This window comes from Streptomyces sp. XD-27, from assembly GCF_030553055.1.
Taxonomy (GTDB): domain Bacteria; phylum Actinomycetota; class Actinomycetes; order Streptomycetales; family Streptomycetaceae; genus Streptomyces.
Genome location: NZ_CP130713.1, coordinates 628905 through 643897 on the forward strand (window position 1 = coordinate 628905; position 14993 = coordinate 643897).

Here is a 14993-nt window from a genome sequence, read left to right on the forward strand (position 1 = left end):
GGTCCTGGGTCCTGGGTTCGCGTTCGTGAGCAGGCGTGCGGGGCCGTGCGCCGCCGCGGGTGGTCACGGGCCGGGCGCGGGCCGGGCTGTCACCGGCCGGGCGCGGCTCGGCGGTCACCGGCCGGGCGCGGGCTCGGCGGCGGGCCGCGGGTGCCGGGCGGCGATCCGGTCGAGGTGGTCGGCGGCGGCGGTCACGCCGCCCGCCGCGCGGAAGGAGCGGCCGATCGCCTCGGCCGCGGCCCGGTGGCCGCCGTCCCCGTCGAGGACGGTCTCGACGGCGGCGCCGAGCCGGGCGGCGTCGACCCGGTTGAAGCGCACCCGTACCCCGGCGCCCGCCGCGACCACCTGTCCGGCGACGATCGGCTGGTCGTCGCGGATCGGCGCGAGCACCAGCGGGACCCCGTGCCACAGGGACTCGCAGACGGTGTTGTGACCGCTGTGGCAGACGACCGCGTCGAGGTGGGGCAGCAGGTCCAGTTGGGGTACGTGGTCGAGGACCAGCACCCCGTCGGGTACGGCGGTGAGCGTGTGCCCGGGGTCGACGACGATGCCCTGGACCCGGTCGCCGAGCCGGTCGAGGGCCTCGGCCGCGGTGGCGAGGAACCGGCCGCCGGCGTCCGCGTTCGCCGTGCCGAGCGTGACCAGCACCTTGGCGCGGTCCGGGGCCAGCCGGTTCCAGGGGAAGTCCGGTCCGGCGGCGGAGCGGGGCGCGATGGCCGGGCCGACCAGGTGCACCCTGTCGTGCGGCAGGGCCGCGTCCCCGATCAGTTCCCGGCCGGTGAACGCCAGGATCCCGTACGGGGAGAAGCGCGGGTCGCCGGTCCGCGCCGGGTCGCCGAGCCGGCCGCGGAGCCCGGCCAGCAGCCCGTCCAGCCAGGCGCCCACCTTGGGCATGCCGGCCAGCGGGTCGACGAACTCCGCGGAGGTGCTGGCGGAGGTGACGTGGACGATGCCGTGCCGCTCGGCGACGAGGGCGCCCGCCACCGCGTGCTGGTCGGTGACCACGACGTCCGGCCGGAAGGTGCGGACCGCCATGTCGACGCCGGGCGCCATGAGTTCCGCCAGCGGGGCGAAGAACTCCTCCCACAGGAACTGGAAGGCGGCCGGCCCGATGAGCTTGGGCGGTCTGCGGACCTCCGCGCCGGGCATCGCGCACGCGAAGACGGTGGTGTCCGTGCCCGCGAGCCGGCGGATCTGGTCGGGGTAGCCGGCCCAGGCCACCCGGTGGCCGCGGCGGGCCAGTTCGTGCGCGACGCCGACGAGCGGGTTGGTGTGCCCGACCAGCGGCGGGACGACGAGCAGGAACCGGGTCACCGCACGGCCTCGGCCAGCGGGTGCTCCCGCACTGCCGGCGTGTGTTCGCGCACCCAGTCCAGTATCAGGTCGCGGGTCTCGGCGGTCCGCTCCACCAGGACCGAGTGGCCCTGGTCGGCGAGGACCACGGTGCGGCAGCGCGGCAGCTTCGCCCGCAGTCCGGGCACCTGGGCGCTGAGCCCGGACTCGTCGCCGAAGACGGCCAGCATCGGGCAGCCGATGGCGCTGAGGTCGTCGTCGATGACCTTGCTGGCGGGGACGTCCTCGGCGAGCGTGGTGGTCTGCAGGATCCGGCTGGCGCCCCGGGAGAGCCGGGCGGTGTGCGCGCCGTGGTTGGCCGATATCCAGCGGATGACCTCCTCGTGCCGGAGCTGGTTCTTGGCGTCGGCGAGTCCGTCGGCCATGTGCCGGGTCCATTCGGCGACCGGCGGTTCGGACTCGATCATGGTCACGGTGGCGACGCGCTCGGGATGCCAGGCGGCGAGCCCGGTGGCGATCGTGCCGCCGAAGGAGTTGCCGACGACGTGCGCCGGGCGGGTCTCCCCCAGCTCGTCGAGCAGCGCGACCAGGTCGCCGACGAAGGTCTCCAGCCGGTACCCCTGCCGCGGCCGGTCGCTGCGGCCGTGCCCGCGCAGGTCGTACATGAGCACGTCGATGCCCTGGGCGGCGAACGCGGGGCCGAGGGTGAAGTAGTAGCTGGCCAGGCTGTCGGTGAGCAACCCGTGGACGAACACCACCAGCGGCGGCTCGGAGCCGTCCGCGGGCCGGGGCTGCGCGGGCAGTCGCTGGACGTGCGTGGTGATCTCGCCGGTACGGAGCTTGTCCATCGGTTCAGCTCCGCTCGGTGGCGCGCAGCGACGCGACCACGTAGTCGACGAGCCGGCCGACGGTCAGCGCGATGATCTCGTCCAGTTCGAGGTCGGCGATGAAGGCGGCGAAGTTGACGCGGTCGCCGTAGTGCTCGCGCAGCGACCCGGAGAGGGTCACCAGGTCGACGCTCTCCAGTTCGAGGTCGTCGTGGAAGGTGGTCTCCCGGGTGATCTCGGCGTCGTCCAGGGCGTACTCCTCCAGCAGGATCCGCAGCATGCCCGCGATGTCCACCAGTACGGCGTCGGGGTCCGCGGCCAGGGCGGAGCCGGCCGTCGTCGGGTGTCCCGCGGTCGTGGGGGCGCCCGCGGTCGTCGGGTGCCCCGCCGTGGTGGTGGGGTTCGCGGTCGTCGCGTGTCCCGCCGCCGCCGTCGTCTGTTCCGCAGTCACAGTCACAGTCTCAGTGCTCATGTCGCTTCTCCTGATCCGTTGTCCCGGCACTCGTTGTCCCGGCCGTGTCCCTGGCCGTCGGCCGTCCACGCGACCACGTACTCCCGCGCCGGCAGTCCGGGCGGGTTGGCGCTGCGCCGCACCCGTACGTCGTACGACGCGCCCTGGATCTCGACCCGGAGCCGGTCCGCGGCGGCGGCCACCACGCGGAAGTCGGCGGGCCGGCCGCGCAGTCCGGTGCCGCGGCGCTTGGCGACCGCCTCCTTGGCCGCCCAGAAGCGGGTGAACCACACTGCCTCGCTGTCGGTCCCCGTCGCCACCCGCTCCGCCAGCAGGGCCAGTTCCCCGGCGTCGCACGCCGCCTCGATCGTGGGCCGCGGCCGTTCGGCGACCTCCTCGATGTCGATCCCGCAGGGCCCGCGCCGGGCGATGGCCACCCCGGCCTCGGCCCGGTGCGCGAGGGAGACCACCAGGCCGTCGCCGAGCGCGCGGCCGTGCACCCCATGGACCGTGGGGCGGCCTTCGGCGTCGTTGCGGACGGCGATCTCGGCCGGATAGATGTCCCCGGGCTCCTCGGCCCACAGCAGGGCGCGGACCGCGTCCTTGGCGGCGATCCGGCCGAGCAGCCACTGGCGGCGGCGTACCGGCGGGAGCTTCTCGTAGTGGGTACGCTCGTCGCCGCCGAGGATGTTCCGCCTGATCAGCTCGCGGGTGGCCAGGTCCGGCCAGCGTTCGTGGACCTCGGCCCAGCCTTCGGGCCGGAGGGTGGACAGGGTGTTGCTCCCCGGGAAGCGGTCCACGGCCCGGATGTTGGGGTCGGTGTCGAAGCGGCGGTCCTGCCAGCCGCTGAACTGCGCCCAGACCCGGCCTTCGTGGACGAGCTGCATGTCCGCGGTGAGGGTGCTGTCGGTGACGTCGGTGATCCGGATGGCGCACTCCAGCCGGTCGCCGGGGCGGGGGTGGGGGCCGTGGAAGCGGATCTGGTCCATCCGTACGGGGAAGACGGTGGTGCGCTCCGTCAGCGTCGCCATGATCCAGTAGCCGAGGAGCTGGCCGACGTTGTCCAGCAGCGCGCCGGGCGGGCCGGGATCGGTGAGCACGCCGCGTACGTGCCGGTCGCCGAGGGCGGTCAGCTCGCTGACGCCCTGGAAGCGCGGGCCGTGGAACATCCACCGCTCGCTGTAGAGCTGTTCCGCCGTCAGCTCGGGGACGCGCTCGGCGGCCTGGTCGACGGGCCAGGGCGCGGGCGGCGCGGAGTACCGGGGCGCCAGCTCGACCACGGCCTCCGAGGAGCCGACGAGGCTGACGTGGACGCGGTCGGGCGCGGTCCGGCGCACCTGTACGGGGACGTCGACGGCCGGGATCGCCTCGATCCACTTCAGCAGCCGTACGTCGTGCACGGCGATCGCGCGCGTCCCGGGGACGGCGCGTTCCGCGATGCCCATGAGGTGGGTGACGACCGTCGTGGCGGGGACGATCGGCCACCGGTCGCCGTCGTCCGGCCAGCCGGGCCGCTGGCGGAAGAAGCAGTGGTCGAGGAGATAGGGCATCTCGGCCACGTCCACGCGGAGCACGTCGGAGAGGGGTGGGCCGGAGGGCGGTGCGGGCGGCACGGACGCGAGCCCTTCGGCACCGCTGGCGGGGGTACGGACGCGGTCCGACGCGCCGGGGACCGCGGGAGATCCGGGGGCCACGGGGGCCACTGACGGCCCGGCGGGCCCAGCGGGGCCGGTGGACCGCCCCGTGGGCGGCACGGCCGGCCCGGCAACGCCGCTCGTGGCCGCCGCGCCGAGACGCGGCGTCACCACGGACGTCACCGCGGACGTCACCGGCGCGCCGGGCGGCACGAGAGGCGCTGCGGACTGCGGGCCGCCGGTGCGCGGCGGCACGGCCACGCGGGCGTCGGCGGGCCGGGACACCGATGCCGCGTCGGCGGCGGAGATGCCCCGGCCCTGAACGGCGGCACGGGCGTCGAGGAGTTCGCCCGCGAGCGCAGCGGTGTCGTAGAGCAGCGCGGACAGTTCGGCAGCCGCCGGGTGACCGGCACCGGAGCGGCCGAGCCGGTCCAGCACGCTGTCGTCGGCGGGCGCGGCGGAACGGACCGGCGCCGCGCCGAGCAGGCCCCGAGCGTGCGCGGGCAGCGAGACCAACGCCCCACCGAGGTCGAGCCGAACCCCGGGCCGGTCCGCAGGGGCGGCTCCGGTCGCCGCCGAGGCGGTGGTGGCCGGGGCCACGCCAGTACGGGCCGTGGCAGTGCCGTGTTGCGCGCCAGCCGTCCGGGGCGCGCCGTGCGCGGCCCCGGCGTCGGCGGGCGCGGCATCGGCTGCCCCGGCGTCCCGGGACCCGCTGTGCGTGGACCCGGTGTCCACGGGCCCGGCGGCGCCCGGCTCGGCGCCCTCGACAGCCCCGTAGCCCACCGTAGACGGAGACGGAGACGGCGTCAGCAGAGGTCCGGCGTCCGGGGTCGCGCCGGTTGCCCACAGGGCGGTGACCACCCGGCGCAGCTGCGCCAGGCAGTCCCGGCCGGTGGCGTGCGCGGAGACCACGAGCCGGTCGCGGCCGGCCAGGGTGTCGTCGATCAGCGAGCCGATCTGGCCCGCGCCGAGCTGGATGAAGGCGCGGTACCCGGCGCCGTGCATCGCGTCGATCATCAGGCGGAACCGCACCGGCTCCAGCAGGTGGCGGACGAACAGCTCCCGGACGCCGGCCGGGTCCTGCGGATAGGGCGCGGCGGTCGTGGCGGACCAGACCGGGGTGGTCTGCGGGTGCAGGGTGTAGGTCTCCGCGGCGCGCCGGATCGGGTCCAGGTACGGGGCGAGCATCGGGGTGTGGAAGCCGGAGCGGAACGGCAGGATCTGCCCGATCACCCCCTGGCCGCGCAGCCGTAGCACGATCTCCTGGACCGCGCCCTCCGGGCCGCAGATCATCGACTGGTTGGGCGCGTTGTCGTGGGAGAGCACCACGTCGGTACGGTCGGCGAGTTCGGCGAGCACCCGGTCGGCGGGCAGGCCGAGGACGGCGAAGGCCGCGCCCGGCACCCGGAGCGCGTCCGGGTCGAAGTCGGCGAGGAAGGCGTCGACCTCGTCGTCGGCGTGGATGCCGCCGCAGGCCATGGCCGTCCACTCGCCCACGCTGTGCCCCGCGACGGCGTCCGGCACCACGCCCAGGCGGCGCAGCGCCGTGTCGAGCAGCCGGCCGAGCTGGAACACGGCCGCGCCGTGCCGCCCCACGTCACCGACCTTGGCGCCGTCGCCGGCGGACCAGTCGAGCGCGAAGTGCCGTGCCAGCTCGGCCACACGGGGGTCGAACTCGGCCTCCAGGCCGGGGAAGACGAACGCGGTGCGGCCGCCTGCCGGGCCGAGCAGCGGCGCCGGGCTGAACCACACGTCGCTGCGGCCCTGCCAGGGCTTGCCCTTGCTCAGCACCTTGCGGGCCAGCGCGAGCCTGCGCGCGGTGGGGTCCACGATGCCCAGCCGGGCGGGTGCGGTGACGGACGCACGCTCGTCCAGACCGGCGGCCAGGACCGCGGCGTCGTCGGCGTCCAGCAGCGCGGCCAGCGCGCCGGGACCGGACGCGGCCAGGCGCAGCACGCGCTCCGGCTCGGACACGACGGCGCGGGCGGTACGCGGTTCCGAGCCGGTACGCGGCTCCGTCGCGGTGGCGGCCTCGCGCTGCGGCGCGGTACGCGGTTCCGACGCGGTAGGCGATCCCGGCGCGGTGCGCAACTCGGGCGCGGTGGCGGCCTCTTGCTGCGGCGCGGTACGCGATTCCGGCGCCGTGCGCCGGCCCGGCGCGGCGGCGACCTGTCGGCGCGGCGCGGTGCGCGGTTCCGTCGCGGCCTGTTCCAGTACGACGTGCGCGTTGATGCCGCCGAAGCCGAAGGCGTTGACGGCGGCCCGGCGCGGCGCTCCGGTGGTCGGCGGTGCCCAGGGGCGGGCCTCGGACAGCGGGGCGAAGCGGGTGTCGGCCAGGCCCGGGTGGGGGTCCTCGCAGTGCAGGGTCGGCGGCAGCACGCCGTGGTGCAGCGCCAGCGCGGCCTTGATCAGGCCGGCGATGCCCGCCGCGGGCATGGTGTGGCCGATCATGGACTTCACCGAGCCGATCGCGGCCCGCTCGCCCCGGGCCGGGCCGAACACCTCCGCGAGGGTGGCGAGTTCGGCGCGGTCACCGGCCGGGGTGGCGGTGCCGTGCGCCTCCAGCAGCCCGATCGCGTCCGCCGCCCGGGGGTCGAGCCCCGCCGCGTCCCACGCCTGGCGTACGGCACGGACCTGGCCGCCGGGGTCGGGGTTGAACAGGCTGGCCGTGCGGCCATCGCTGGCGACACCCGTACCGGAGACCACGGCGTAGATCCGGTCGCCGTCGCGTTCGGCGTCCGCGAGCCGCTTGAGGACCACGACGCCGGTGCCCTCGCCGATCAGCACGCCGTCGGCGTCCCGGTGCAGCGGGCGGATCCGCTGGCTCGGCGAGAGCGCGCCGAGCTGGCTGAAGACGCTCCACAGGGTGATGTCGTGGCAGTGGTGCACTCCCCCGGCCAGCATCACGTCGCAGCGCCCGGCGGCGAGTTCCCGGGCCGCGTGGTCGACGGCGACCAGCGAGGAGGCGCAGGCCGCGTCGACGGTGTAGGCGGGGCCGCGTAGGTCCAGCCGGTTGGCGACCCGGGAGGCGGCCAGGTTGGGCACCAGGCCGATGGCCGACTCCGGCTGTTCCGGGCCGAGTTGGTCGGTGAACGCCGACCGCACCCGCTCCAGCCGGTCGTCGTCGATGTCGGGCACCAGCTCGCGCAGCGTGCGGACCAGCTGCTGGGCGGTGCGCACCCGCTGGTCGAGCCGGACCAGTCCGGGCGTCAGATAGCCGCCGCGGCCCAGCACGACGCCCACCCGCTGCCGGTCGGCGGGCAGTACCGCCGCGCCGCCCGCGTCCGCGATCGACTGATGGGCCACGTGCAGGGCGATGAGCTGGTCGGGCTCGGTGCCGGGCACCGATGCCGGCATGATGCCGAACCGGGTGACATCGAACTCGGCGTCCGCGTCGACGAACCCGCCGCGCCGGCAGTAGACCCGGTCCGCCCGGCGGGGCCCGTCGGGGGCGTAGAACTGCTCGTCCCAGCGTCCGGCGGGGACGTCCGTGATGGCGTCCACGCCGCCGACGATGTTCCGCCAGTAGCCGTCCAGGTCCCTGGCGCCCGGCAGGAACACTGCCATGCCGACGATGGCGACCGGTACGCGGTGAGTGTCGGGTGCGTGGGGAGTGTCCGATATGTGGGGGGTGTGCGGGGCCATCCAGGTCACCACCCCGACGCGGTGTAGACCGCGGCGTGCACCGTGGGCGCGCCCCAGGCGAGTTCGCGCAGCAGGCTCAGCGGCCCCTCTTCGGGGTCGATGAGCTTGATGCCGCGCGCCGCGTACGAGCGCATCAGCTCGGGGGTGACCATGCCGCCGCCGGTCTCGGCCGCCGCCCACGGCCCCCAGTGGACGGTCAGGCCGCGCCGGTCGCCGGTGGACCAGCGGCGGCCCAGCTCCTCCAGCGCGTCGTTGGCGGCCGCGTAGTCGCTCTGGCCCCGGTTGCCCAGCGCCCCCGCGATGCTGCCGAACAGCACCGCGAACCGGGGCTCGGCGGGGGTGGCGTCGACCGCGTCCAGCAGGACGCGGGCGCCGTCGACCTTGGTGGCGAACACCCGGCGGAAGGACTCCGCCGACTTCTCGGCGATCAGCTTGTCCTCGATGACCCCGGCCGCGTAGACGACGCCGTCGAGCCTGCCGTGCTCGGCGTGGACGGCCTTCACCGCGGCCCGTACCGCTTCGGAGTCGAGGACGTCGACGCAGTGGTAGCGCGCTTCGCTGCCCAGGTCGCGCAGGGCGGCGAGGGTGGCGCGTACCTCGCGCTCGGCGAGCACGGCCGCCACGCGGCGCTCGATCTGGGCGGGAGCGGACATGCCGGAGGCGAGGAGGGCGGCGCGCAGCCCGTCCCGGCCCTGCGCGCCGGCGGTCGCCGGGTCCTCGGACTCCGGCGGGACGGGGGTGCGGCCCATCAGTTCGATGCGGCAGCGGCTGGTGGCGGCCAGCGTGCGGGCGAACCGGGCGGTGATGCCGCGGGCGCCGCCGACCAGCAGGACGACGGAGTCGCGGTCGAGCCCGGCCGCCGCGGCCTCGGCGGCGCCGTCCCCGGCCGGTCCGGCGCCGGTCGCGCCGAGCGTGCCCAGGCCGGTGGGGGTGAGCCGCAGGGCGCGCCGGGTGCCGCCGCGGCTGAGGACGACCGGTTCCCGGTCGGTGGCGGCGAGTTCGGCGGCCAGGGTGTCGGCCACGGCCCGCGGGCTTGCGTCGGCCGCCACCTCCACCAGGGTCGCGGTGAGTTCGGGGTACTCGCGGGCGACGGTGCGGAAGAAGCCGCGCAGTCCGGTGGCCGCGCCCTCGGTCCTGCGGTCCGCGGCGAGCAGCCGGCGGGGCCCGGTGGCCAGGACCCGCTGGTACAGCTCGAACGTCTCCGGCAGCGGGGGCTCGGCCGCGTCGAGGGCGTCCAGGAACAGGACGGCGTCGGCGCTCCCGTCGGGCAGGTCGCCGCCGGTGATCCGCCGGGAGCGCGCACCGGCGGCGGTCAGCCGCTCGGCCACGGCCCGGGCCACCGCGCCGCTCTCCCCGCCATCCCCGCCGTCGCCGCCACCGAGGATCCACACGGTGGCGCCGGGTGCGACGGTTCCGGTCACGGCGGGCAGCTCGGCCTCGGTGAACTCCAGGCGCTGCGGGGGCAGGACCTCGGCGGCGGGCGAACCGGTCGCGGAGGCCGTCCCGGCCCCCGCGGTCGCTGCGGCCGTCCCCGCAACCCCGGCGGAAGCGATGGAGGCGACGGAAGCGGCGGGGCCGGGCTCGGGATCGGCCGGTCCACCGAGCCGCTCGGCCAGCAGCCCCGCGATCCCCGCGGCCGTACGCGCCGTACTCAACCCCTCCAGATCGGCACCCGCGTCCACCGGCAGCCCCAACCGCGCCGCCAACTCACCCGCAATCTCAGCCCGCTTGATCGAATCCACACTCAGATCCGCCTCGAGATCCAAACCCGGCTCGATCATCTCCACCGGATACCCCGTACGCTCCGCCACCACCGACAACACCGAGGCCAGCACGGCCTCGCGGTCCGGCGCGGCGGGGGTAGTGGGGGGTGCGGCCGGTTCCGGGGCGACGAGGGCCGCGGGGACGGCCGCGGGGATGGCCGGTGCGGCGGTCGCCGCGGGGACGACGGGGAGGGCGGGGGCGGCCGGGACGGCGTCCGTTGCACCGAGGTAGCGCAGCAGGACGTCGCGCTGCGCGGCGACCATCTCCCGGCTGGTGCGCAGGAACTCGGTGATCAGGGCGTCGGGTCCGGACAGCGGTATGCCGTGGGGGGTGGCGTTCTCCGACACGTTCAGCTCCGTGACGACTCGGGCGGGTTGCAGGGCGTGGGGCGGGATGGTGCCGTCGGCGAGGCGCAGCAGCTGGCCGTCCACGGTCCAGCCGGCGGGCCGTGCCGCCGGGGCGGTCTCCGCGTCGACCGCGTCGCGGCCCTGGAAGAGCGGACCGGTGCGCAGGTCCACGCCGCTGACCGCGAGCCCGGCGAGGGCGGTGAGGAAGCCGGTCAGCCCGCCCGCGCGGCCGCCGCCGTCCAGTTGGACCGTGCGGTGCGGGCGGTCGCCGAGCTGCGCCGCGACCAGTCGGCTCAGCACCCGGCCGGGGCCGACCTCGACGAAGGTACGGGCGCCGGCGGCGTACATCGCCTCGATCTGCTCGGCGAACCGGACCGGCGCGCCGATCTGCGCGGCGAGCCCGGCGCGTATCTCCTGGGGATCGGCCGGATACGGCTCGGCCGTGCGGTTGGCCCAGACCTCGACGCGGGGCGGGCGCACGGTCAGCGGGTCCAGGCGGCGGGCGAAGGCCTCGCCCGCGCCGGCCACCAAAGGGCTGTGGAAGGCGCAGGCCACCTGGAGCGGCTTGACCGGGTGGCCGGCGTCGCGCAGTCGGCCGACGGCCGTGGCGACCCGCTCCGTCGGGCCGGATATCACCGTCTGCCGGGGCGAGTTGCGGTTCGCGGTGACGACCTCGGTGTCCAGGCCTGCCGACCGCAGGACCTCGTCGACCTGCTCGGGGGTGGCGGTGACGGCGGCCATCGCGCCGGGGTCGCCCGCGGCGACCTCGGCCAGGATCACCTCGGCGCGTGCGGCGCTGGCGGTGAGTACGTCGTGCGGTGCGAGCGCCCCGGCCACGCCGAGGGCCACGAGCTCGCCGTAGCTGTGCCCGGCGGCCATGTCGGGGTGTACGCCGACCATGGCCAGCAGTTCGGCGGCGGCCAGCTCGACCACGCCGAGCGCGGGCTGGGCGACGGCGGTGTCGGTGATCCGGGCGAGCTGCTCGGCCTTGGCGGCCTCGTCGAACGCGGCGGGCGGGTAGAGCGTGTCCGCCCAGCGCGCGCCGAGGTGCAGATAGCGCTGGAGCTCGGGGAAGGCGACGAAGAGGTCGGCGAGCATGCCGGGCCGCTGACTGCCCTGACCGGGGAAGAGGAACGCCAGCTTGCCGGGGTCGGCGGGAGCCTGGTCCGCGGCGGCGGATGCGCCGATGCCAGACTCCACGGCGGCGGATGTGCCGATGCCGGTGTCCGCGGCGGAGCCGGCTGCCTCGCCCGGCTCTTCCCCACGGTCCGCGAAGAGCCCTGCCGCCGGGTCGTGTTCGCCGTCGGCCGCCCGGCGGAGCAGGGCGGGCAGCTCGGTCAGGCTCGGGGCGACGACCGCGATCCGTACCGGTTCGCCGCGCAGCGCGGCCTGGTCGCCGCGGCGGGCGGCGGTCCGCGCGTAGTCCCGCAGCCGCCAGGTGCCGCCGCGCTCCACCAGTTCCAGCAGGCCGCGGGCGGCGCGGCGGGCCGCGGCGGCGTCCTGGCCGCGGAAGGTGAGGAGTTCGGCGGGCCAGGCGTCCAGGGCGTGCGGGGCGGGGGCCTGGTCGTAGGCGCGCAGGACGACATGGAAGTTCGTGCCGCCGAAGCCGAAGGCGCTCACGCCCGCGACCCGTTCGGCGGGTTCGGCGGCCCACGGGCGGGCGGCGGTGTGGAAGACGAAGGGGCTGCGCTCGGCGTCCCAGGCCGCGTTCGGCTCCCGTACGTGCAGGGTCGGGGGCTTGATCCCGTGGTGGAGCGCGAGGGTCGTCTTGATCAGCCCGGCCAGCCCGGCGGCGCACTTGGTGTGGCCGATCTGGGACTTCACCGAGCCGATCGCGCAGGAGCCGGGCGCGGAGCCGGCTTCGGCGAAGACCTCGGTCAGGGTGGCGAGTTCGGTGCGGTCGCCGACGACGGTGCCGGTGCCGTGCGCCTCGATGAGGCCGACGTCGGCCGGGGAGACCCCGGCGTTGCGGTACGCGCGGTCCAGCGCGGCGCGCTGCCCTTCGGGCGGGGCGCGGTCAGGCCGAGCGCGCGGCCGTCGCTGGCGCTGCCGACGCCGTCGATCACGGCGTAGATCCGGTCCCCGTCGCGTTCGGCGTCGGCGAGCCGCTTGAGTACGACGCAGGCCACGCCCTCGCCGAGCGCGATGCCGTCGGCGGCGGAGTCGAAGGTCGCCGAGCGCCCCGAGGGCGACAGCGCGTGAACGGAGGAGAAGAGCAGATAGTCGTTGATGCCGTTGTGCAGGTCGGCGCCGCCGCACAGCACCAGGTCACTGGTGCCGGTGGACAGTTCCTTGCAGGCGACGTCGACGGCGGTGAGGGAGGAGGCGCAGGCGGCGTCGACGGTGTAGTTGGCACCGCCGAGGTCGAGGCGGTTGGCGATCCGTCCGGCGATGACGTTGGCGAGCAGGCCGGGGAAGGAGTCCTCGGTCAGCCGCGGCAGCTGCGCGTCGAGTGCGGGCGGCAGCTCGCCGATGTAGGCGGGCAAAACGGTGCGCAGGGTGCTGGCGTTGGACAGGTCGCTGCCCGCCTCCGCGCCGAAGACCACGGAGGTACGGGCGTGGTCGGTGCCGGCCGTGGCGTAGCCGGCGTCGGTCAGGGCGCGCCGGGCGGCCTCCAGCGCGAGGAGCTGGACGGGTTCGATGGCGGCCAGGGAGGCGGGCGGGATGCCGTACTGGAGGGGGTCGAAGGGTATCTCCGGCAGGAAGCCGCCCCACCGGGACGGGGTCCGCTCGCCGTCGCCGTCCGGCGCGTAGTAGCGCTCGGTGTCCCAGCGGTGGCCGGGGACCTCGGTGACGCAGTCCTTGCCGGAGAGGATGTTGGCCCAGAAGGCGGACAGGTCCTCGGCGCCGGGGAACATGCCGGCCATGCCGACCACCGCGATCCGCAGCGGTGCGGGCGCGGGCTCTTCGGCGGTCCGGTCCAGGCCCAGGCGGGTGCGGAGTTCACCGGCCCTGGCGCGCAGGTGGCGGGCGGCGCCCTCGCCGACGGACGCGTGGAGCGCGGCGACGGTGGTGGTCCGGTCGCGCAGGACGCAGACCTCGCCGGCCATGAACATGCCCTCGCCGGCCTGGCGTTCCTCGTCGACCGGGCGCAGTTCGCCGCCGACCCGCTCGATGCCCTTGCTGGCCAGGCGGAGCCTGCCGACGTTGAACTTCTCCAGCTGCTCCCAGATCTCGCGGTCGGGTACGCCCTGTTCGCGCAGGGTGCTCTTGCGGTCGGCGAAGTCGGCGGTGAAGGCGCTGTGCGCGCACCGGGTGGCGTGGCCGGGCGCGGTCTCCAGCAGGTCGGTGCGGTCGGCGGCGAGGATCTGGCGCTGGAAGAGCGGCTGGATCGCGCCGGCGCGTACCGCTTCCTCGGTGAAGAGGTAGCCGGTGCCCATCAGCACGCCGTACGCGACGCCCGCCCGGGTCAGGGGTGCGGCCAGGGCGGCGACCATGGCGGAGGACCGCTCGTCGTGCACCCCGCCCGCGAAGAGGACGGTCAGCTCGGCGGCCGCGACGGGCTCGGCGGCCACGAAGTCGAGGAGGACGCCGATCTGGGCCTCCCACAGCGGGAAGCTGTTGCGGGGGCCGACGTGGCCGCCGCACTCGGCGCCTTCGAAGATGAACCGGCGGGCTCCGGCGCCGAGGAACTGCCGCAGCAGGCCGGGGGACGGAACGTGCAGGAACGTGGTGATGCCCGCCGCTTCCAGGGCGGCGGCCTGCGGGGGCCGGCCGCCCGCGATGATGGCGTGGGTCGGCTTCAGTTCCCGTACGACGTCCAGTTGGGCGGAGCGGATCTCCTCGTCGGCGAAGCCGAGGACGCCGACGCCCCACGGGGCGTCGCCGAGCGCGTCGCGGGTGCGCTCCAGCAGGGTGTGGGTCTGCTCCCCGGAGGCGAGCGCCAGGGCGAGGAAGGGCAGCGCGCCCTCGGCGGCCACGGCGGCTGCGAACGCGGGCTGGTCGCTGACGCGGGTCATCGGGCCCTGGGCGACGGGCAGTGCGGTGCCCAGGGCGCGGGCGCCGGGCGAGCCGGCGCCGAGGGCGGTGGCCGGCGCGTCGTCCTCGAAGGCCGCCTCGATGGCCGAGCGCAGCCCCTTGACGGCTTCGCCGACCGTGCGCCAGCGGCGGGCGAAGGTGTCGGCGAGGAAGGCGTCCTGTCCGACCGGCAGGAACTGGGTCCGCAGGTCGTCGCTGCCGATGCGGGCGGCGAACTCCTCGGCACCCTCGGGGAGTTCGGGGGCGCCGGGGCCGCGCCGACGCAGCACGCGGATGCCGTGGTGGGTGACGGTCTCGGAGCCGTCGAGGCCGGTGAGCGCGGCCGCCACCGCCATCGGCAGACCGGCCTCGTCGTACAGGGCGAGCTGGGTGTCGATCACGACGCCCGCGGCGCCTCCGGCGACGGCGGCGGCGGCCGTGTGCGGCCCGATTCCGCCGCATGCCCAGACGGGCAGCGCGAGCGCCTCTTCGGCGAGAATCCGCTGGAGGAGGACGAAGGTGCTCAAGGGCCCGGCCCGCCCGCCGCTCTCGCTGCCGCGGACGATCAGCCCGGCGGCCCCGGACTCGGCGGCGCGCAGCGCTTCCTCACGGTCCGTCACCTCCACGAGGACCTGGCGTCCGGGGAACTCCCCGGCCGAGCGGCGGGGGTCCGCGAGGAGTACCGTGCCGGCCTGTTCGGGCAGTTCGTCGGCGCGCACGGCGCAGCCGGGGCGTATCCGTATGCCGAAAGGCCGCGGCGACCAGCGGCTGGCGCGGTCGAGCACGTCGGCGAGTTCTCCGGGATCGCCGACGGGCAGTTCCAGCACTCCGAGCGCGCCCGCCCGTGCCGCGGCGGCGGTGAGCCGCGGGGACGGCCGGTGCACCGGATTGACGGCTATGACGACAGGGAAAAGGGAGGGCTGGGTGGAGCTGCTGGAACCCGGCATCCGCATGAAGTCTCCCGACTGCACGATCTGCTGATCGCTGGTAGTTAACTGGGCAGTTTTCGCTGCGGTCAACTAACTACATCCCGCACCGACTCACTCTCTGTCACCAACTGCGGGTAACCCGCCGG

General features: G+C 75.8%; 6 protein-coding genes. All 6 read right to left on the reverse strand.

The window, feature by feature from the left end:
* Positions 1 to 114 precede the first annotated feature (114 nt).
* Complete coding sequence (locus Q3Y56_RS02685; protein WP_304460364.1) at positions 115 to 1314, reverse strand: glycosyltransferase; 1200 nt, start codon at positions 1312 to 1314, stop codon at positions 115 to 117.
* The gene (locus Q3Y56_RS02690; protein WP_304460365.1) at positions 1311 to 2141 is read right to left on the reverse strand and encodes an alpha/beta fold hydrolase; all 831 of its coding nucleotides are present in this window, start codon (positions 2139 to 2141) and stop codon (positions 1311 to 1313) included. Before Q3Y56_RS02690 ends, Q3Y56_RS02685 begins: the two co-directional genes overlap by 4 nt.
* A 4-nt stretch (positions 2142 to 2145) precedes the next feature.
* On the reverse strand, positions 2146 to 2400 hold the full coding sequence (locus tag Q3Y56_RS02695; protein WP_304465452.1) for an acyl carrier protein: 255 nt from the start codon (positions 2398 to 2400) through the stop codon (positions 2146 to 2148).
* A 188-nt stretch (positions 2401 to 2588) separates the two neighbouring features.
* Positions 2589 to 7850 carry a type I polyketide synthase gene (locus tag Q3Y56_RS02700; protein ID WP_304460366.1) on the reverse strand — a complete coding sequence of 1754 codons (5262 nt, stop codon included), beginning with the start codon at positions 7848 to 7850 and terminating at the stop codon, positions 2589 to 2591.
* Between the two features lie 5 nt (positions 7851 to 7855).
* Positions 7856 to 11947, reverse strand: a complete 4092-nt coding sequence (locus Q3Y56_RS33335; protein WP_369696843.1) for an SDR family NAD(P)-dependent oxidoreductase — start codon at positions 11945 to 11947, stop codon at positions 7856 to 7858.
* The gene (locus Q3Y56_RS33340; RefSeq protein WP_369696702.1) at positions 11839 to 14937 is read right to left on the reverse strand and encodes a beta-ketoacyl synthase N-terminal-like domain-containing protein; all 3099 of its coding nucleotides are present in this window, start codon (positions 14935 to 14937) and stop codon (positions 11839 to 11841) included. Before Q3Y56_RS33340 ends, Q3Y56_RS33335 begins: the two co-directional genes overlap by 109 nt.
* Between the last annotated feature and the right edge of the window lie 56 nt (positions 14938 to 14993).